22 protein-coding genes are annotated in these 18,220 nt (G+C 57.9%); 9 read left to right on the top strand and 13 right to left on the bottom strand.

The window, feature by feature from the left end:
- Positions 1–330: 330 nt before the first annotated feature.
- The 9 genes from KP004_RS12830 to KP004_RS12790 form a co-directional block, all read right to left on the bottom strand.
- Positions 331–1,083 (bottom strand): TRADD-N-associated membrane domain-containing protein, encoded by a 753-nt coding sequence (locus KP004_RS12830; protein ID WP_216798927.1) that lies wholly within the window; start codon positions 1,081–1,083, stop codon positions 331–333.
- A gap of 61 nt (positions 1,084–1,144) precedes the next feature.
- Positions 1,145–1,744, bottom strand: a complete 600-nt coding sequence (locus tag KP004_RS12825; RefSeq protein ID WP_216798926.1) for a hypothetical protein — start codon at positions 1,742–1,744, stop codon at positions 1,145–1,147.
- Between the two features lie 667 nt (positions 1,745–2,411).
- Positions 2,412–2,819, bottom strand: coding sequence for a DUF350 domain-containing protein (locus tag KP004_RS12820; protein WP_216798925.1), 408 nt, complete (start codon positions 2,817–2,819; stop codon positions 2,412–2,414).
- A gap of 1 nt (position 2,820) precedes the next feature.
- Complete coding sequence (locus KP004_RS12815; protein WP_216798924.1) at positions 2,821–4,068, bottom strand: hypothetical protein; 1,248 nt, start codon at positions 4,066–4,068, stop codon at positions 2,821–2,823.
- A gap of 12 nt (positions 4,069–4,080) precedes the next feature.
- The gene (locus KP004_RS12810; protein WP_216798923.1) at positions 4,081–5,223 is read right to left on the bottom strand and encodes a glutathionylspermidine synthase family protein; all 1,143 of its coding nucleotides are present in this window, start codon (positions 5,221–5,223) and stop codon (positions 4,081–4,083) included.
- A 1-nt stretch (position 5,224) separates the two neighbouring features.
- Positions 5,225–5,818 carry a hypothetical protein gene (locus tag KP004_RS12805; RefSeq protein ID WP_216798922.1) on the bottom strand — a complete coding sequence of 198 codons (594 nt, stop codon included), beginning with the start codon at positions 5,816–5,818 and terminating at the stop codon, positions 5,225–5,227.
- Between the two features lie 3 nt (positions 5,819–5,821).
- Positions 5,822–6,883 (bottom strand): M48 family metallopeptidase, encoded by a 1,062-nt coding sequence (locus KP004_RS12800; protein ID WP_216798921.1) that lies wholly within the window; start codon positions 6,881–6,883, stop codon positions 5,822–5,824.
- Positions 6,884–6,886: 3 nt separating this feature from the next.
- A complete protein-coding gene (locus KP004_RS12795; protein ID WP_216798920.1) occupies positions 6,887–7,801 on the bottom strand; it encodes a cation diffusion facilitator family transporter in 915 nt (304 codons plus the stop codon).
- Between the two features lie 124 nt (positions 7,802–7,925).
- Positions 7,926–8,507, bottom strand: a complete 582-nt coding sequence (locus KP004_RS12790) for a LemA family protein (protein WP_216798919.1) — start codon at positions 8,505–8,507, stop codon at positions 7,926–7,928.
- An 87-nt stretch (positions 8,508–8,594) separates the two neighbouring features.
- On the opposite strand from KP004_RS12790, the gene KP004_RS12785 reads away from it, so the two are divergent.
- Positions 8,595–8,762: a hypothetical protein gene (locus tag KP004_RS12785; RefSeq protein WP_216798918.1), complete on the top strand. Its 168-nt coding sequence runs from the start codon at positions 8,595–8,597 to the stop codon at positions 8,760–8,762.
- Here the strand turns inward: KP004_RS12785 and KP004_RS12780 are convergent.
- On the bottom strand, positions 8,743–9,507 hold the full coding sequence (locus KP004_RS12780) for an alpha/beta hydrolase (RefSeq protein WP_216798917.1): 765 nt from the start codon (positions 9,505–9,507) through the stop codon (positions 8,743–8,745). The two genes, KP004_RS12785 and KP004_RS12780, sit on opposite strands and share 20 nt — an antisense overlap.
- Before the next feature lie 316 nt (positions 9,508–9,823).
- Between KP004_RS12780 and KP004_RS12775 the strand changes: the two genes are divergently transcribed.
- The 4 genes from KP004_RS12775 (at position 9,824) to KP004_RS12760 (ending at position 12,111) form a co-directional block, all read left to right on the top strand.
- A complete protein-coding gene (locus KP004_RS12775) occupies positions 9,824–10,702 on the top strand; it encodes an N-acetylmuramidase family protein (protein WP_216798916.1) in 879 nt (292 codons plus the stop codon).
- The gene (locus tag KP004_RS12770; RefSeq protein WP_216798915.1) at positions 10,665–11,255 is read left to right on the top strand and encodes a hypothetical protein; all 591 of its coding nucleotides are present in this window, start codon (positions 10,665–10,667) and stop codon (positions 11,253–11,255) included. Before KP004_RS12775 ends, KP004_RS12770 begins: the two co-directional genes overlap by 38 nt.
- Before the next feature lie 132 nt (positions 11,256–11,387).
- The gene (locus KP004_RS12765; protein ID WP_216798914.1) at positions 11,388–11,705 is read left to right on the top strand and encodes a type II toxin-antitoxin system MqsR family toxin; all 318 of its coding nucleotides are present in this window, start codon (positions 11,388–11,390) and stop codon (positions 11,703–11,705) included.
- Positions 11,698–12,111: a type II toxin-antitoxin system MqsA family antitoxin gene (locus tag KP004_RS12760; RefSeq protein ID WP_216798913.1), complete on the top strand. Its 414-nt coding sequence runs from the start codon at positions 11,698–11,700 to the stop codon at positions 12,109–12,111. Before KP004_RS12765 ends, KP004_RS12760 begins: the two co-directional genes overlap by 8 nt.
- A 24-nt stretch (positions 12,112–12,135) precedes the next feature.
- Here KP004_RS12760 and KP004_RS12755 read toward each other — a convergent pair whose 3' ends face one another.
- The 3 genes from KP004_RS12755 to KP004_RS12745 form a co-directional block, all read right to left on the bottom strand.
- A complete protein-coding gene (locus KP004_RS12755) occupies positions 12,136–12,696 on the bottom strand; it encodes a dihydrofolate reductase family protein (RefSeq protein WP_216798912.1) in 561 nt (186 codons plus the stop codon).
- Between the two features lie 40 nt (positions 12,697–12,736).
- Positions 12,737–13,108 (bottom strand): hypothetical protein, encoded by a 372-nt coding sequence (locus tag KP004_RS12750; RefSeq protein ID WP_216798911.1) that lies wholly within the window; start codon positions 13,106–13,108, stop codon positions 12,737–12,739.
- 168 nt (positions 13,109–13,276) lie between these two features.
- A complete protein-coding gene (locus KP004_RS12745) occupies positions 13,277–14,323 on the bottom strand; it encodes a M48 family metallopeptidase (RefSeq protein ID WP_216798910.1) in 1,047 nt (348 codons plus the stop codon).
- Between the two features lie 577 nt (positions 14,324–14,900).
- Between KP004_RS12745 and KP004_RS12740 the strand changes: the two genes are divergently transcribed.
- The 4 genes from KP004_RS12740 to cysW all read left to right on the top strand — a co-directional run bounded on the left by KP004_RS12740 (position 14,901) and on the right by cysW (position 18,220).
- A complete protein-coding gene (locus KP004_RS12740; protein WP_216798909.1) occupies positions 14,901–15,362 on the top strand; it encodes an RrF2 family transcriptional regulator in 462 nt (153 codons plus the stop codon).
- Between the two features lie 71 nt (positions 15,363–15,433).
- A complete protein-coding gene (locus KP004_RS12735) occupies positions 15,434–16,426 on the top strand; it encodes a sulfate ABC transporter substrate-binding protein (RefSeq protein WP_216798908.1) in 993 nt (330 codons plus the stop codon).
- Between the two features lie 66 nt (positions 16,427–16,492).
- Positions 16,493–17,317 carry a sulfate ABC transporter permease subunit CysT gene (cysT, locus tag KP004_RS12730; protein WP_216798907.1) on the top strand — a complete coding sequence of 275 codons (825 nt, stop codon included), beginning with the start codon at positions 16,493–16,495 and terminating at the stop codon, positions 17,315–17,317.
- Between the two features lie 30 nt (positions 17,318–17,347).
- Entirely contained in the window at positions 17,348–18,220 is an 873-nt protein-coding gene (gene cysW, locus KP004_RS12725; RefSeq protein ID WP_216798906.1) for a sulfate ABC transporter permease subunit CysW, read from the top strand.

Here is an 18,220-nt window from a genome sequence, read left to right as displayed (position 1 = left end):
CACTGTTCCTCAACCTATTTCCAGCCCCTTCTACAACTTAACAAGCTTAGCAACGTCCCCCTCGGCCATGCACGGTTTGATGAGGCGGGCAGGGTAACACCTGCTATCTACTCTACCCTCTCGTCATCTAGTGTAAGCTTGTATCTCCATCCGTATGGCTTTTGCCAAACCAGATAAGTCTCCGTAGATAGATTTCGAGTTGATACTCATCTTCCGTAGCGCGACAAAAATGCCCTCGCGGTGTTGGGTGTCAGGTCTTGAAAAATCACTATTTTAGCGTTACTCAGGATTTCAGGGATGTCCCCCTCGCCCCCCTCGCCCCTCGCCCCCTTACTTCCGTTTTGGCTTGTATTTGTCATTGTTTGTGTATAGCTGAAGCAATTGTTTAGCTAAATCGGCAGTCGCTTTTGGTTTGAGTTGCCCATCTTTATCGTCTATCGTTTCAAGAATTTGGACCGCCATGCCAACTGCGTTTATTCTCTCTAATACCGTTACGTAATCCTTTGCTTGAGCCATTGTGGAACGGTATATGACCAAAAAAGTCGCTCCTATAAAATTCACCAACACCCCTGAGCAAGCAGCGATTATAGACGGCTCTAATACATTGGGGTTCTTATAAGAAATATAGACTCCATAAATGATGAGCGAAAATCCGACTGACATAACGAATGCAGTAAGCCAAAATATTGAGCGAACCTGATTGATATTCCGATTTAAGTAGCTTTCAAGCTTTACTCTAGCCAATTCCCATGCCGCTTGTGTTTCCTTAGGATTCTCGCGAACACGCTCTGCAACAGCTTCTATTTTTTGATCACTCTCATCCTCTTCTATTATTTCTTGCCTTGCTGTAATAGCTACTATAATTACAGCACAGTACACAAAGAAAATTGGTGCAATAGCCTGTGATAATTCCTTAGTGATGATATTGGCATCAGATAAGGACAGCACAGTAATTCCAACTCCTCCGGCAGCTAGCCCGGAAACAATTATTGTACGGACTTTTTTAGGCCCACCTTGCCATGCTTTTACTAGGTTTTTGAACACTGCCGTAATGACGTCATTTTTCCTGAATAGGAATTCCATATTGTCCTCTTTGTCTTTATACCAACGATGTCGTGAATGACCTGAGAGCGGAGCGAGACGTCTATTTGCCGATTATCCCTTCCCCAATTTTGAAATTCTGGACCACAACTACAAACCCGCAGATTGCAACTACCACAGCAATTATGATTGCGATGGCCGCAATGACAGGTCGGTCATAGAAGGAGTTGATAATGCGGTCTTTAAGATTCTTTCCCTTTGCCTGCTCCATCTCGTGAAAAAATTTGTCTGCTTGAAGTTCAAATTCAGCTTCCACCCTTGAAATTTGATCTTGAGAATCGACAGCATCTAGAACTCGTCTGCTGGCCACATCGCCAAGCATTTGCTGTAGCCGCAACATTTTATATGCCTCGATCTCTTTTAATCGCAGTTTCAGCAGTCCTTCTGTTTTGAGCTTCACAGTCGCCGTCTTTGTATTTCGTCCATAAACAGGGTAGACATCTTTGAGCACCCGCAGGCTTTCGTCTCCTGATGCTTTCATTTCCTCCTGGACTACCTCTTGAACTCGCACAGCAGTCGCGCCAGAAGCCAAAATGCCGCGGGTATTCATCTCCTCGAACACTTTCTGCATTGCTTTTTGAAAAGCGAGATCTCGCTCAGCAAATCGATTTTTGAAAGTTTCTGCGAGTTTGATTTCAATCATATTTCACTTCTGGATGTTGATAGGTATCCGTGCCACCTGTATAGGCAACGTGCCTCTTATCAGTGACAACAGATCACGGCTCTGAATGGGTTTTAGTCGAACCCTATTTACCCGTCAAAGGGAGATCGGGACACAGGTAGCATGTGTAACTTGTTAATGTTGTACATTTCTCTTGATCTGGCGAGATGATGCCGCTTAACGCCTACACTCTACTGCGCCCATTATGTCTTCACTTCAAGAAACGCTTTTCCCCTTGTGCTCAGCTTGGGGCGCTCTTTGTGCATTGAGACCAGATCTAGCTTGACCAGTTCCCGAACAACATCGGCCGCGGATTTCTTCTCCAGATCGTTCAGAACATTTACCACACCTGACGAATCCTGTAGCGCTAACCGCTGCAGTAATATGACTGATGCCATGATTTCTGATTCACCCATCCTAGACCAAATCCAGCGGCTGCCGAAGATGAAGCCGTAGGATTCCAGGATCAGATGGGACGCGGCAACCAAGAAACCAAAACCAATATGGGCACGATCGATATCGTCCTCTATAGTGAATGGGTTGTCGACCAGTACCGGGCCAAAGGTCCAGCCGAGATAGTAGTCGTCATGGCAGGATGGGACGCAGGTGACTTATGTAACTTATTAATGTTCATACCTCGCTCCCCTCGTCAGTACGTCATACACGCAGCGTTGAGTATGCCTGCGACGCTGGAAAAGGCGGCGAGGATGAGGGCGGAGGGGACTTTGCCGGCTTGTATGTCGTCTACTACAAACCCCAGTACTTTGCGCAGCACGCTGAACACGAAAAGCTGCACCATGGTGGCCATCAGGGCCCAGGCGGCCATGTCCACCAGGTTCACGCTGTGCGCTATTACGATGGCTACGGGGATGGCGAAACCGAGCAGGGCTCCGGTGAGACTTACGGCTGCGGCCAGGTTCCCCTCGCGGATCAGGCCGATCTCGTCGTAGGGCGTGAACCGGATGTAGATCCAGGAGAAGAGGGCGAGGTAAAACATGGAGAGGACCTGGTAGGTACCGTAGTTGATGATGATGTTGTGATCGAGCGCGATGGCCATCCTAGATCCCTCCTTGTTGCGGGGTACGCTGGTTGTAAACCTGGCTCCAGGTCTGCGCCAGCCACACCGGTATCTGTAATTGGTCGGTGGAGGCGTTTTTCTCTTTCAGCACGAAGGTCTGGGCGGCGGTCAGCGGGTAGAGCACACCCAGATCTTCTTTGTAAATGGTTGCGGCTTGTTCGATGGTCCGCCCCTTGAACTTGAACTGGAAGGTGACTTTCAACGCCTCGGAACATTCATCGAGGTAGATCTCGCCGTGGCTGTCCATATAAGGGTAGGGGGCCTGGGCCAGGGAGGGCAGGCCCAGCGCGGTGGCAACTTCCTCGTTCACCCGGGACTGCAGGAGCGCTCCGGACGATCTCGTTTCTGCGATGGTGGCGCCGGTGCTGCTCCTGATGGTGTCCAATACGTCCTTGCTCACTTCGACGGTGGACTCGGTGCTCGACACGGTGGGCGAATCCTTGCTGTTGTCCCAGGTGTAGCGAACCAGGGTCGCGAGATAGGCGGGACGGCTGTCGAGGACGTGCACCACCCACTCATCGGACTGGACCGCCTTCTCGCCGGTAAGCCTCTGCACCAGCCAGCGCAGCCGCTCGGCGCTTTTCTCGGCGGTCCGGGAGCTGAGGTAGAGTTCGCTGAAGGTGAGGGCGCCTCCCTCTTTCGCGCCTGACAGTTCCTGCTTGATGTTCGCGACCAGGGTGCGGTCGCCTCCCTCCCGCAGGCTCTTCGGGTCTCCCAGCAACACTTCCGCCCGGCGCAACAGGGTCCTGCTCTCGGAAAGGTCCTTGTGCAGGCGCTCGTTGATGCCGGTACGGTCGATGGCCGAAACCTGGATGTCCTCCATGTGCTCGGACAGGCCCGCCATCTCTTCTTTCACGGTGTCGGCCACTTCCTGGCAGGCGTCGAGATCCTTCGCCCCTTCCTCGCACACGGTTTTCCTGGCCTCGTTGATCCTGGCCCCTCCCTCGGCGATGGCCTGGGTCCATTTCTCCCGGTCGGCCAGCGGCTTGATCTCGGGCCACTCTTTCTGGGAGGTGAGCGCGGCGTACTCGCTCTGGCACTGGGCGACCCCGGCCAGCGCCCCGGCGCAAAACTGCCGGAGCTTCTCGTTGCGCTCCTGCCTTTCGTTGTAGAGGTTGGCGAGGTACACGCCGCCTACCGCGATTCCTATCCCGATGACGCTGGCCATGACGCCGAAATTGGAGAGCAGGCCGGACGAGTCGGTTTTCTTTTTCTTTGCCTTTGCCATGGAGACTCCGGGCTACCTGATGATGTGGCCGATGAACTGCGACCGGTCGGAGTGAATGCGGGGATCCCTGCGGAAGCCGAGCCCTGCCGGGCGCCCCGCAAAGAACACGCCTGCCTGGTACTTGTTGCCCCTGTCATCGACTGCGAATTGCGCCAGTTCCTGCCAGATCGACTGCTGCGCGCCGTACCCGCCGTCGGCGCCCGCTATGGCGCCGGTCCCCAGGAGAAGTTCCACGTTCTTCCCTTCGCGCCCGAGCACGGGTTTCCTGGCGCAGGGGGCGGGGAGGGGGGCGAGCGAGGTCTTCAGAAGGTACGGATGGTCGGGGTACTTCTCATAGAGCTTGGCGAGGAAGCGCTTGTGCTGGAAGAGCAGGGTGTAGGCCGGGTTGATCACCATGGTCGATCCCGATTTCATCGACTGCCCCAAGAGGTCGAGCAGTTCCGGTTCCTCGAAGGCGATCGATTCCCACGGGATGAGCTTATAGAGATAGGGCCAGCAGACCTTGGCGGGATCGGTGGTGAAGACCCCGTCGGGGGCGAAGGTGACTGCGTCGATGTCCTCGAAGTCGCAGTCGAACCCCGCGTCGTTGGCGGCCTTCTCGATGAGGCGGCAGGTCCAGTAGTCCTCGGAGGAGTCGAAGCAGGTGGTGAGGAGCCGCCGCTCGAGCTGCGGGTTGAGCGATGCCAGTTTGTCGAACTGGTCCCGCAGCGCCTCGAAGAGATCGTTTGCCTGCGCCGACTCGTCGAAACCGTTATGTTTCGCCTGCAGCCACTGGACCACCGCCGTTTCCAGCACCAGGGTCGCGGTGTCGGCGTTGAACTCGATCAGCTTGATCGGCACGCCGTCCATGCCGCCGGCCAGGTCGAAGCGGCCGTAGACGTGCCAGTAACGATCCTCTTCCCAGCTTTCCCAGATCTGGGAGTTCATCTCGAGCGGGAAACCGAACTCGGGGAGGAGGTTGTTGGTCATGATCTCCTCGGCGGTGTCCACGAACATCTCGTACAGCTCTTCCGCCGCGTCGAGATAGGCATCCACCTCCGGTTCGCTTAGTTCGACCATCTCGCCGGCGCACTGGTACTCCTCGTCGAACCAGTCGAACCCGGCGCGGGCGAGGTCGTCCGAGCAGATCGGTTTTGCCTCCACGAGCCGCACCATGTCAGGCGCCTCCCCTGCCGCCGCCGGAGAAAAAGCCGGACCGGCCGCCCGACACGGAGGAGACCTTGCCCCCGGACATCGCGGAGGCGACGTGGTTCGCCGCGCCCTTGGACTGCACCGCGGCCGCGCGGTTGGCGAAGCGCGCCGGGCTCACGTGCTCGTAGGAACCGGTGCGTCCCTGCCGGTAGGAGTAGAGCGTGTTGTTGTAGTAGTGGTTCAGCCAGGAGTTGTAATGGACATGGCCGCCGGAAGAACCGCCGAAACCGGGACTCTTCTCGTACTCCTGCCGCATGGTCTCATCATCGAGGATGTCGCGCGTGCCGTCGCAGCGGTCGATGATGGTGCTGCTGACGTTGGCCGGTTCCTGGCTCACGATGACCAGCCGCCCGTTTCTCCCCCCTTTGCCGAACGAGGGGACGCCGTGGCCGTTGTCGCAGACTTCCTTCAGGTGGATCTTCACCCCCACGCGGTTGGCGAGCTCCTGCGGGCTTTTGCCGTCCGACCATTCCCCCGACGTTCCCGCCTGCGCGTTCAGTACGCCCATGGCCAAAACGGCCAGTGCGAAGGGGACCTCGGTCCTTGGTTTCCATTTCATTGCTTAACCTCCAGACGGCGCTAAGGCCATGCCCCTGCCGATGAGGCGCAGGCGCGCGATCCGTTGCGACATGGGCGGGTGGGTCGAGAACAGGCTCTCCTCGTCGGAGAGATCTGCCGCGGTGGGGCTCGCTATGCACAGATGGGCGCTGGCCTGGCTGATGCTGGGCGTCGCTCCGGCCGCACCGGATATCTTCTCCAGGGCCGAGATGAGGGCCTGCGGGTTGCGGGTGAACTGCGCCGCCGAGGCGTCGGCTAAGTATTCGCGCTCCTTGCTGACCATGAGCGCCATGATGCGGGTGGCCAGGGGCGCGAGGAGCACGGTCAAAAGCCAGATCACGAAGATGATGCTGCCGATGCGGCTGTCGTCGTCCCCGCCCTGGTCGCTGCTGTGATACCGGCAGCGCGCCACGAACTCGGCGATGAGCGCCGATATGCCCACCAGCACGGTGAGCGTCGTCATCAGGCGCACGTCCTGGTTCTTGATGTGGGCGATCTCGTGGGCCACGACCGCCTGCAGTTCCTCGCGGGTCAGGGAGAGGAGGAGCCCCTCGGTCGCGGCGACGTGGAAATCGCCGGGCTTCAGGCCGACGGCCATGGCGTTGGGGTCGCGGTCGGGGATGATCCAGACGGACGGCATGGGCATCCCCGCGGCGATGGACATCTCTTCCACCACGTTGTGAAAGATCCGCCCCGGCCCCTTGGTGTCGCCGTCAACCTGCGTGGCACGGACGGCTTTGAGAACCGTGGCGGCGGCGCTGGAGAGTTCCCACCAGGCGAGGCCGGCGCCCAGAAGACCGATCAGGACGGTGAACACGGGGCGAAACGGCGGGGATTTTTTCTGGTAAGGACGGATCGCTCCCGGCGGGAGTTGCGCTTCCTGGTAGGTGCTCGGCCCGGTCTCCCGGTAGATCTTCGCGGGGACGGGGCGGGGATGGGCGCGGCTCTTGTAATAAAGCGCCAGGTCGAGTCCCAGTCCAAGCCACAGGAAGAAGGCGACGAAGAGGGCGACGACCCACTTGGTCTTTCGCCGGTTCTTTTCCTGCAGCTCGAAGAAGGTCGCCATTACCTACCCTTCGCTGCGCGCAACTACCGGCGCGGGCTGGATGAAGATGTGCTTCAGCTGCGGGACCGTCTTCTGCACCTTGTCCCTCAAATCGGCTATGGTCTGTTCCAGCTCGTGGTCGTGCAGCTCCTGCTTGAAATCGACGTCGATGCAGATGAGGGAGTCGGCGACGCCGAGCTGCATGGAGCGGATGGCGCCGACCGCGAGCACGTGCTCGTGGCCGTTGATGATGCGGCGCGCATAGCGGACCTGGACCGGGTCGATCGCCTCGCCGATCATCAGCTTCCTCATCTCGTTGGCGAGAAACAGCGCCATGACGAAGAGGAGCGCGCCGATGCACAGGGATGAGGCCGCGTCGTAGAGGGGATTGCCTGTCAGGGAGACGAGGGCGGTGCCTAAGAGGGCGATGATCAAGCCCAACAGGGCGCCGGAGTCCTCCACGAAGACCACGACCGTGCCGCTGTCCTTGGAGTCCACGACGCCCTGCAGCAGATCCGAGGAGGAATGTTTCCCCATGCTGCGGCGGGCGATCAGCCAGGACTGCCCCTCAAGCACGACGGAGCAGACCAGGATCGCGTAGTTCAAATAGAGGTGTTGCAGCGGTTCGGGGTGCTGCAGCTTGTGAAACCCTTCCACGAGCGAGTAGACGCCGCCCAGGACGAAGAGCAGCATGGCGACGATGAAGCTCCAGAAGTACTCTTCCTTGCCGTGGCCGAAAGGATGGGTATCGGTGGGAGGGATCTTGCTCCGTTTCATCCCGAACAGGAGCAGGACCTGGTTGCCGGTGTCTGCCAGGGAGTGAACCGCTTCCGCCATCATGCCGGCGCTGTGCGTGGTGAGGGCGGCGAAAAGCTTGCACACGAAGATGACGAGGTTGTTTCTGAAGGCGACCTTGACCGCCTTTTCTCCTGAAGCCATGGATTTCCTTTGCTGATTGGCGACGATCTTCCGCTTACCAAAAGCAAATCCCCCTAAATCCCCCTTCGCAAAGGGGGACTTTAACCGGAAGATCGTCACTAATCGGGTTTCCTTTCGCCGGGGGTTACTTGAAAGAGAGGTTCACCTTGGGGACCTCGCGGTCGGCCTGCTCGCTGATCTCCCAGAGCGTTGCGGGAGCGGCCTTGGCCAGGCCGGCGAAGAGGACGTTGGGGAACTGCTGCTGTGCGACGTTGTAGCTGGTGGCGGTGTCGTTGTAGGCCTGGCGGGCGAAGCCGACCCTGTTCTCTGTGGAGGTGAGCTCTTCCTGGAACTGCGCGACGTTTCCGGTGGCCTTCAGTTCCGGGTAGGCTTCCACGATGGCGGAGAAGCGGGACAGGGCGGCGGTGAGGGCGCCCTCGGCCGCGGCGATCTCGGCGACGTTGCCGGGACCTGCGCCGGTGCAGACGCTGACCGCCTTGTTGCGGGCGGCGATGACGGCTTCGAGGGTTTCGCGCTCGAACTGCATGGCGCCGCGGACCGCCTCCACCAGGTTGGGGATCAGGTCGTGGCGTCTTTTGAGCTGCACGTCGATCTGCTTCCAGCTGTTATTGGTCTGTTCCTTGAGGTTGATCAGGCTGTTGTACGAAGAGATGGCGACGAAGACGGCGATAACGGCGATGACACCGATGACGATCACAGCGGTCATGAGGGTTTTTCCTCCCGGGGAAGTTGTTCATTAAACACCGGCAAATTAGCGGCGACTATATACGTTTTTCTCAATGATGTCAATGGAGTGGGGGTAATAGTTTCCTCCAGTTTCGGGCTGGGAGTGGTTGAACTGGACGTGGACCTGGTGGACTTGGTGGACTTGGTGGACCTGGTGGAACGGGTGGAACGGGTGGAACGGGTGGAACGGGTGGAACGGGTGGGCCACAGGTCCACTATGGCTTTGGAGCTTTGATCCAGGCAGAAATACTGTCCACGACCTCTCTCTCCACTCCGATAAAACCATGCCGGTGCAGTGCCTGGCACGGATCGCCGGTCGGGGTGGTTCCGCCGGTTACGTAGACTTCCTTCTTTACGGGCGCGTTTTTCAACTGCTGCATCACTTGTGGGACATCGCCGGGGACGCAGATCTTGCACTCGTCGGATTGGTGGTGCACGACCAGGACGGGCTGCTTTATCTGTTCGAGCTTTTGCTGGGGGAGGGCGCCGACCTTTTTGCGGGTGACACTGGAGGTGAGCACGACGCCGCTTATTTCGTCTTTGCCGGCGACGGAGGCCAGGGCCGCGGCGGAAATGGTCCCCATGCTGGTGCCGACCACCCAGACGGGGGCGCCGGCATCGCTTTTTGCGAAGGCGATTACCCTGCGCAGGTCTTCGGCATGTTCGGGGCTGGTGCGGAAGGTTCCGTCGAGATCGTCCTGGTCGGAGGGCTTGCCGACCACGATGACGTTGAAGCCGTTGGCCGCGAAGAGGTCCCTGCTTCTGACCAGGAAGTTGTTGGAGGTGGGGACGCCGTTTTTGACCGCGATGCCGCCGCTACCTCCGGTCAACAGGAGGAGGGTCGCCTTGGCTCCTTCGCGTTTCATGTAATAGAAGGGAACAGACACCCCCGGCCTGGTTTCGATCTTTACCAGACGATCATTTGCGGCAAGGGCAGGCACCGCGAGGCAGAGGATGATGATGGAAAGTAAAAAGCGCATGTTGTCTGCAACTGAATCGGGAGATGGATGTTCGGGTAAAGTGGTAAGCCCAATCTAATTGATGAGCTGTCATTGTTCAAGCTAAATCTGTAAACAGTTTGAATGTGACAGGTGCTGGGACTATCTGTGACAGAGGCGGGGTGGGGTTGTGAGTGTGGGGAGGTGAAAGGAAAGGATGTGTCGGTAGCAAGAACGTCTGGAGGAGAAACTGGTGTAGTAGGGAGGGGGGCGATCTAGGAGAGGGGGAGGCGTGTGTAGCATGATTGACATGGGTATCCTGGTTGGTACCATCTAATCTTTTTAGGGCGGCGGTCGCATGAATGACAGCAGATGGTTCCTGTTCTCAGGAATTATAGGGAGGTTAAAGATGCGGTCAACTTACCTTTTCAACCGATTATGTCTGCAGCGGGACCTGCCATCAAGGACGCCGGGACCACTTGGCATCAATGATCAAGCTGATCCAAATCTTCGCACGCGGCTAGGGATTACGCCTGGGCCGTTAGGAATGAATGACGATGCTGATCCAAATACGATAAAGTCTCTGCACTATCTTCCGAGAAAGGCGCGCCCCGCAAATTCTTCGGGCTACGTCATTCCCCAACCTCACTCGTCAAAACCTCCGCTTCTCTCCGATCTCGACATTGAAACTACGGCCAAGGCTTATGACGTTGACGCTGCCGCTATTTATGCTGTTTCCGACGTTGAATCAGGGGGGCGGACCGGATTTGACAGCAAGGGGCGACCCAAGGTCCTATTTGAAGCCAGATGGTTTCATCAGTTTACAGGAGGTAGGTACGACTATTCCCACCCCTACCTCTCGCAGGCGACTTGGGCAGGTGCAAGACGGTTTTATGGGATTGGACAATGGAGTAGACTGTTAGACGCCTTCTCACTTGATCCAAAATCGGCGTTGAAATCAGCTTCTTGGGGGAAATTTCAGATCATGGGTTTTAACCACAGCGGCTTCAAAAATGTTTTTGAGTTCTGTGACGCAATGTTTATTTCCGAGAAGGAACATTTGAAGAGTTTCGTTGCATACTGCCAGGATCACAACTTGATCTCATTTCTACGAGACAAAAAATGGGCTTTGTGTGCTAAAGCGTATAATGGTGCTGCCTACAAGCAAAATGACTATGATCTTAAGTTGGAATCGGCATATGGATACTATAAAAAGAGGAGTCTATCCCGGCAATGAAAACAACCCTCTACGGCGCTTCTCAACGAGCCTCAATATCCTATCGGCAGTGATTGCCATAGTGCTGTGCATCCCACTTGAGATCTTTGCTGGCACACCTGCGTTCCCTTCACACTGCACGAGTACCGAAACGGTTGTGTTTTCTTGTAAGGTTCGCTCATCCCAGAAATACATTAGTCTTTGTGGGGCTCAGTCGCTACGCGCGTCAGACGCGTATTTGGTTTATCGTTTTGGACCATTAGGCCAAAAGGAGTTCTCCTATCCTCGAGATCTTGCCGGATCGATACAAAAATTTCGCGCCACTCATTATTTTAGGGCACGAGTGGATAGGAGAGCCGTCTCCTTCACCAACGCCATGGTGACGTACGAGATCTTCAGCAATTTCGAAGGAGAAGAGTCCCGGCCACATCGTGATGCGGGCGTGACGATCACTATGATAGGAGAAAAAATGGGGGGCAAAACTCTGCAGTGTAGTACGCCTTATTTTGATCGGTTGGAAAAACTGGACGGAGTTGTGTCGAAAGGGCGTGATTATTTGGATGATGACGAATAATCCCCCGCCCGAGAACCAGTACAGGACTGAATTGAGAGTCGCTTACTGAAAAGGCATTGGCCAAGGGAGATGTTGGCTGTTGAAGGGAGGCAACTCCTTGATAAATACATCATTATGGTGTAAAAGGAAGCCGTGGCAGAGAGGCGCAAACCGACGTACGATCTCGCGGCATTTAAGGCTGCCTTCAGCGCGGTGGAACGGCTTGCTGTCACCGGTACGGCCCTGCGGACCGCCGCAGCACTAGGATTTGGGCGAGTTGAGATCGTGGCTACGATCCAGTCCATGCAACGGGGGCAGTTCTACAAGTCAATGACCGCCTATGCCGACTCGAGGCTGTGGCAGGATGTCTACCACGTGCCGTCGCCAGTGGGGCTGCTTTACGTGAAGTTCACCGCGGATGTTGTTACGGAGTTTTTGCTTCTGTCGTTCAAGGAGAAGGATCATGAGTAACCCTGTCTGTCCTGAAACCGGGGCACCTATGTACCGAGATACACGGCCCTTTACCCTTAGCTACAAAGGGGAGTCAATTACCTTCGACATGCCCGGATGGTATTGTGATCGGTCGGAGGAGAGCATCCATACAGGGGAGGACCTGAAAGTCTCGGACAGAATGTTGAACAGGCTCAAGGCTTCTTGCGAGGGGCTCCTCCCGCCCGAGGAGATACGACGCATCAGGAAAAAATTGCACCTGACACAGGAGGCGGCGGGTGTTGTCATCGGAGGTGGTCCGAGGGCATTTCAGAAATACGAAAAGGGCGATCTGCTTCCCAGTCGAGCCGTGTGCAACGCGCTGATTCTACTCGACAGGGATCCCGAGGCTTTGTCGGTTCTCAAGGGTCCTCGCAAAGCAGCCTGAGGGCGCGCGGTGTCCAGCGGAGCCTCAGGGAGCACTTTTCGGTACCTGGTACCGCAACTCGGCGAATCCCGAGCCGAACTGCTGCACGGATACCAGGGTCAACGGGGGAGTGACCACGCGACGCGGGAAGAGCGGCTTGCCCGTGCCGAGGGTGACCGAACCTACTTGAACGATTATCTCGTCCAGCAGGCCGGCATCGTAGAACTGACCGGCTAAATCACCTCCACCCACAATCCAGATGTTCTTCGAACCGGCCGCTTTGCTCATTTCAGCATGAACCGGCCGGACGTCGCCTCGAACGAAGTTGATGTCCGCTCCCGCAATGGCTGGCAGCTCCCTGGTGGAGAATATCCACACCGGCTGGGTGTACGGCCACGCGGCCCCCGTCTCAAGGGCCACCTCGTCGGCATGACGCAGCATCCACGCGTAGGTTGCTGATCCCATCGCCAGTGCGCCGACGTCGGCGATGAATGCGGGATAGCTGGTGTCTTCGACATTGCCTAACGGGAAAAGCCAATCCAGTGAATCGTCTTCGGTGGCAATGAACCCGTCGAGACTGGATGCTGCGTAGTACTGTGTCTTCATAAAGGCACATCCCTCAAAGTTACAGCATCTCCGAACCTGCTCATCCTTCCTGTTTCGCCAGCCGCTCGCACAGCTCCTTAAAAGCCTGGGTTTCCATCTTCAGCTCGACGGGTTTGCCGTTGTCCTGATAGCCGATGGTGACGAGGCCGCCGACGATCTCGTGCTCCATCTCGGCGAAGAGGACCCCCTTCGGGTTGATCAGGAGATTGCCGGAACGGATGAAACCCCTCTGCTCGAGCTCCCGGGCCATCGCTTCCTGCTCGGTCTTATGCACCTTCTTGAACAGCTGCTTGCGTACCGCGCTGCCGTCAAACCAGACGTCGATGAGGCGTGTTTCGTCGCCCACGAGCGGATTTTCGGCCGGAGTGGTGAGCTGGGCGGCAAGTATCCTGTCGATATTGATGTAACGCATGGGGGCTCCTTAGTTAGCCGGCAAAGTGCTGGAGTTGAGCAGAAAGGTTCTGACACTGATGCTTGTTAACACGTAACGGGATAAACGTTAATAACCAGCCGGCTTATTAACGAATGAAGCGGCTGGGCCGGCCCCTGCGAGCGTGCACTTTCGGAGCAGCGGCACAATTCACGGTTGCCCTGGAGGAGCAATGCCGGCTGGGACGGGGGCGTCCATCTTCGTCGAATGCATCTGCGCGTTTTGTGCCTTGGCTTTGTAGGCCGCGAATTGCGGGATGGCTATTGCGGCAAGGATACCTATGATCGCGACGGTCACCAGGACGCCGCCCGCCGATGCTCCTACACCCATGCGGGGCATGAAGATGGCGAAGATCCAGGCGAAGGCGCTGCGCGGGGGAGGGGACGCGAAGGGGTTGTTGATGCGGGCCGCCCGTTTGACGAGCCAGGGGTAGTCTGAGATGAGCTCGTGGAGCGACATCCAGAAGCCCCTGCTCTGCTCGGTCTGATCCAGGTAGGCGTCGATGTTCACCTCGTCCCAGAGTTTCTCTCCGGCGGAGAGCGCGATGAGCCCTTTCAGGGCGCTCTCGGTACTGTCGCAGCAGGCCCGGCCGAACTGGTCGCAGGTGTACTCGCGGGCGCGAGAATAGGCGGCGCCTATCAAGGGAAGCAGGCTCGCCGGCCAGATGAAGGGGGCCCACTGCAGGTGCTTTTGCTTGATGTGCCCGAGCTCGTGCCCGATGTAGAAGTTGATGGCGTCGGGGCGGTCGGACATGGCCTGGATGGTGTTGGAGAACAGCACCACGAAGTTCCTCCCCAGGAATCTGGTGGCGAAGGCGTTGAGGAAGCCGCTGCCGTTGATCAGGTACGCCTCGGGGGGATCGGTAAGACCAAGCGTCCTGCAGCAGTTGAGATACCTGTTGTAAAGCTCGGGGAACTGGGTGGTGGAAAGCCTGATCCCGTTTCCTTTCAGGTGGGCGATCAGCGTGGACTGCCCGACCAGCAGGGCGACCAGGAAGGCGGGAAGAAGGAGCAGGAAAACACCCCGGGTCATGAACATGAGACCCAGCCAGTAAATGAGCGCTATGACGGCGTGTATCTGGAAGAGGGTATGTTCGCGATGGTAAACGAGGGTGGCGGAGTTGACAGTACGGAGGATTCCGGAAACCTTCGCTGAGGCAGCGGGCTGGCCGGGTGAGGTCCATTTGGCGTAGATCACGTGGCATTTGGGGCACGACGCCGCATCGAAAATACTGTCGCTACCTTGTCTCTCATAGCCGCATTTGGGACAGGTTGTCGGGGCATTGTCTCCTGCCTCGGGCAGAGCGAACTCGTCCAGGCCCGACTCGGGCTGCAGCGCTGCCGCGTCCCTGGAAAAGACGAAATTGGTTTTGCACCTGGGGCAGCTGGTAGCGGTTCCATTGGGCGGGCATTTGTCGTAGGGGACGGATTTGCTGAATCCGCACGAAGGGCACGTTACGGCGACAAGGCGAGAAGGCATTCCGAAGACCTCTTTTCGACGGGAACTGATAAGCTCCTTAACTTAACGGTGGCTGCTTATGTATCATTAATTTATGAGCCCCGTCCAGCAATTTCTGTGTCATTTCAAAGGCCTGTGCGCGAGGACGGCTCACGCGAACCGAAGGGGCAAGCGAAACCGGTTCTCGCAGGACGTCATCGATAAACAATGAATAACTATGATTAGCTGCTGGTGTAGTGTGAAGTCGTCGAAAAAACGGTTGACACAACCTTTTGGAGGGATTATACACAAGTCTACAAAAACGACAGGGTAGTAGATGATATCGAAGAAGACCAAATACGGCCTCAAGGCCCTCATCTACCTCGCACGCCAGTACGAGCAGGGACCGATCCTGATCGCGGACCTGGCGCGTGACGAGAATATACCCAAAAAGTTTCTGGAAGCCATCCTGCTTGCCCTGAAAAACAGCGGTATCCTGCAGAGCCGGAAAGGGAAGGGGGGCGGCTACTACCTGGGGCGTCCGCCCAGGCAGATAACTATGGGGCAGGCCATCCGGATTATGGAAGGTCCTCTGGCGCCAGTCCCCTGCGTCAGCGAAACGGCCTATGCCGAGTGTACCGAGTGCGGCAACGAGAATACCTGCGGCATCCGGTTGGTGATGAAGGATGTACGCGATGCGATCGCCCAGATCCTGGACAACACCACCTTGGCTGATGTGCTGGGACGCATCGACCACGCCGAACTCTCCGAAAAGAACGTCATCGACTTTTGCATCTAATCAGCAGCGCTTTTTTTTGCTTTTTAAATCTATCAAGCCTGTAGACTAAACAGAAAAAAAGGAGAAAGGCGATGAATAAACTAGTCCGGACCGCTCTTGTCGCGCTGCTCGCCGCAGCCCTTCCCCTCTCCGCCTTCGCGGCGCAGGAATTCCTTAACGTCTCGTACGATCCGACCCGTGAGTTGTACCAGGACTTCAACAAGGCTTTTGCCAAAAAGGGCAACCGGAACGTCACTTTCAAGCAGTCCCACGGGGGATCCGGTAAACAGGCGCGGGCGGTGATCGACGGGCTCGAGGCCGACGTGGTCACCCTGGCGCTGGCCTACGACATCGACGAGATCAGCGACAAGGCAAAGCTCCTTCCGGCCGACTGGCAGAAGAGGCTTCCCAACAACAGCTCTCCCTACACCTCGACCATCGTGTTCCTGGTGCGCAAGGGTAACCCCAAGAACATCAAGGACTGGAACGACCTGGTGAAGCCCGGCGTTGCCGTCATCACGCCGAACCCGAAAACCTCCGGTGGCGCCCGCTGGAATTACCTGGCGGCCTGGGCCTACGCCCTGAAACAGAAGGGGGGCAACGAGGCGAAAGCAAAACGGTTCGTCTCCGAGCTCTTCAGGCACGTACCGGTACTCGATTCCGGCGCACGCGGCGCCACCACGACCTTCGTGCAGCGCGGCCAGGGCGACGTGCTGCTCGCCTGGGAGAACGAGGCGTTCCTCGCTGTGAACGAGTTGGGCAAGGACAAGTTCGAGATCGTGGTCCCGTCTGTGAGCATCCTGGCCGAGCCGCCGGTTGCCGTGGTGGACAAGGTGGTCGATAAGAAGGGAACCAGGAAGCTTGCCGAGGAGTACCTGAAATACCTCTACTCGTCTGAGGGGCAGGAAATCGCTGCCAAGCACTACTACCGCCCGCGCGACAAGAAGGTGGCGGCCAAGTACGCCAAGGTGTTCCCCAAGGTGAAGCTGGTAACCATCGACGACACCTTCGGCGGCTGGCGCAAGGCCCAGAAGACCCACTTTGCCGACGGCGGGGTGTTCGACCAGATCTACGGTGCAAAGTAGCGCACACTGCGTGATGCGATCGGCCTTGGAGGGAGCGTGAAAGGATCGAACGGAGGGGGGACGGCTGTGGGGAGAGCAAAAAACAACGTCTTGCCGGGTTTTACCCCGGCCCTTGGGTACACCGTCTTTTATCTGAGCATCGTGGTGCTTATCCCGCTCTCCGGACTTTTCTTCAAGACCGCCACCCTTAGCTGGGCTGATTTTGTCGCTGCGGTTACCGCACCGCGGGTGCTGGCTTCGTATCGCGTCACCTTCGGCTCCTCCCTCGTCGCCGCAGCCATCAACGCCTTCTTCGGGGTCCTGGTGGCGTGGGTGCTGGTCCGCTACCGCTTTCCCGGCAGGAAACTGATTGACGCATTGGTGGACCTTCCCTTCGCCCTCCCCACGGCAGTCGCGGGCATCACGCTCGCCAGCGTCTACTCGCAAAACGGCTGGCTGGGGCGCTACCTGGAGCCGCGCGGCATCAAGGTCGCTTTCACCCCCCTCGGCATCGCCGTGGCCATGGTCTTCATCGGCCTTCCCTTCGTGGTGCGCACGGTCCAGCCGGTGCTGGAGGAACTGGACCAGGAGATCGAGGAGGCTGCCTCCTGCCTGGGCGCCAACCGCTGGCAGACCTTTCGCCGGGTGCTGCTGCCGACCATGCTCCCCGCCATCCTCACCGGATTCGCCCTTTCCTTTGCGCGCGCCGTGGGGGAGTACGGCTCCATCATCTTCATCGCCGGCAACATGCCGATGGTTTCCGAGATCACGCCGCTGCTCATCATCACCAAGCTGGAGCAGTATGACTACGCCGGCGCGACCGCCATCGCCACCGTGATGCTGGTGGTCTCCTTCTTCATGCTGCTCTGCATCAACCTGTTGCAGAAGTGGAGCAGGCGTTACGCGGAATAGTCGGGGCCTTGGCGCCGGGAGGGACAGGACATGGTGGGTAAGGGACTTAACAGGGAGAGAAAAGGGGCAACGGTCACGGAACCGGCCTGGGTGCGTTGGCTGCTGATCTCAGTAGCACTTGCTTTCCTGGCGCTGTTCCTGGTGGTGCCGCTCGCCGCTGTGTTTTCACAGGCGTTGGAAAAGGGGTGGGAGGCGTACCTCGCCGCGCTCACAGAACCCGACACGATCTCGGCCATCCGGCTCACGCTGATCACCGCCGCGGTCTGCGTACCCTTGAACCTCTTCTTCGGCATCGTCGCGGCCTGGGCCATCGCCAAGTTCAGCTTCCCCGGCAAAAGCTTCCTGGTCACGCTGATCGACCTGCCGTTCTCGGTCTCGCCGGTGGTCTCCGGCCTCATCTACGTGCTGATCTTCGGCCTGCAAGGGTGGCTCGGCCCCTGGCTGCAGGAGCACGACATCAAGATCATCTTCGCGGTCCCGGGGATCATTCTCGCCACCATCTTCGTCACCTTCCCGTTCATCGCGCGGGAGTTGATCCCGCTTATGGAGGCGCAGGGGCGCGATGAGGAGGAAGCGGCGCTCACTCTTGGAGCCAACGGCCTGCAGACCTTCCTGCGGGTCACCTTCCCCAACATCAAGTGGGGCATCCTCTACGGCGTCATCCTCTGCAACGCCAGGGCCATGGGGGAGTTCGGTGCAGTCTCCGTCGTGTCCGGCCACGTGCGCGGATCGACCAATACCATCCCGCTCCAGGTTGAGATCCTCTACAACGAGTACAGTTACGCAGCGGCCTTCGCGGTGGCATCTCTCCTCGCGCTGCTGGCCCTCGTGACCCTGGCGGTGAAGACGGTGTCCGAATGGAAGGTGCCGCAGACGATATCAGCAGTAGAGACAGAAAGGTAA

Origin of the sequence: Geomonas oryzisoli (genome assembly GCF_018986915.1) — a bacterium.
GTDB classification, from domain to species: domain Bacteria; phylum Desulfobacterota; class Desulfuromonadia; order Geobacterales; family Geobacteraceae; genus Geomonas; species Geomonas oryzisoli.
This window is presented reverse-complemented; position numbering and strand designations above follow the sequence as displayed.

Bases quoted from the DNA above. Each gene is read 5' to 3' on its own strand.
- KP004_RS12830 (WP_216798927.1), bottom strand. From the start codon at position 1,083: ATGGAATTCCTATTCAGGAAAAATGACGTCATTACGGCAGTGTTCAAA.
- KP004_RS12825 (WP_216798926.1), bottom strand. From the start codon at position 1,744: ATGATTGAAATCAAACTCGCAGAAACTTTCAAAAATCGATTTGCTGAG.
- KP004_RS12820 (WP_216798925.1), bottom strand. From the start codon at position 2,819: ATGGCCATCGCGCTCGATCACAACATCATCATCAACTACGGTACCTAC.
- KP004_RS12815 (WP_216798924.1), bottom strand. From the start codon at position 4,068: ATGGCAAAGGCAAAGAAAAAGAAAACCGACTCGTCCGGCCTGCTCTCC.
- KP004_RS12810 (WP_216798923.1), bottom strand. From the start codon at position 5,223: ATGGTGCGGCTCGTGGAGGCAAAACCGATCTGCTCGGACGACCTCGCC.
- KP004_RS12805 (WP_216798922.1), bottom strand. From the start codon at position 5,818: ATGAAATGGAAACCAAGGACCGAGGTCCCCTTCGCACTGGCCGTTTTG.
- KP004_RS12800 (WP_216798921.1), bottom strand. From the start codon at position 6,883: ATGGCGACCTTCTTCGAGCTGCAGGAAAAGAACCGGCGAAAGACCAAG.
- KP004_RS12795 (WP_216798920.1), bottom strand. From the start codon at position 7,801: ATGGCTTCAGGAGAAAAGGCGGTCAAGGTCGCCTTCAGAAACAACCTC.
- KP004_RS12790 (WP_216798919.1), bottom strand. From the start codon at position 8,507: ATGACCGCTGTGATCGTCATCGGTGTCATCGCCGTTATCGCCGTCTTC.
- KP004_RS12780 (WP_216798917.1), bottom strand. From the start codon at position 9,507: ATGCGCTTTTTACTTTCCATCATCATCCTCTGCCTCGCGGTGCCTGCC.
- KP004_RS12775 (WP_216798916.1), top strand. From the start codon at position 9,824: ATGAATGACAGCAGATGGTTCCTGTTCTCAGGAATTATAGGGAGGTTA.
- KP004_RS12770 (WP_216798915.1), top strand. From the start codon at position 10,665: ATGGATACTATAAAAAGAGGAGTCTATCCCGGCAATGAAAACAACCCT.
- KP004_RS12760 (WP_216798913.1), top strand. From the start codon at position 11,698: ATGAGTAACCCTGTCTGTCCTGAAACCGGGGCACCTATGTACCGAGAT.
- KP004_RS12755 (WP_216798912.1), bottom strand. From the start codon at position 12,696: ATGAAGACACAGTACTACGCAGCATCCAGTCTCGACGGGTTCATTGCC.
- KP004_RS12750 (WP_216798911.1), bottom strand. From the start codon at position 13,108: ATGCGTTACATCAATATCGACAGGATACTTGCCGCCCAGCTCACCACT.
- KP004_RS12740 (WP_216798909.1), top strand. From the start codon at position 14,901: ATGATATCGAAGAAGACCAAATACGGCCTCAAGGCCCTCATCTACCTC.
- KP004_RS12735 (WP_216798908.1), top strand. From the start codon at position 15,434: ATGAATAAACTAGTCCGGACCGCTCTTGTCGCGCTGCTCGCCGCAGCC.
- cysW (WP_216798906.1), top strand. From the start codon at position 17,348: ATGGTGGGTAAGGGACTTAACAGGGAGAGAAAAGGGGCAACGGTCACG.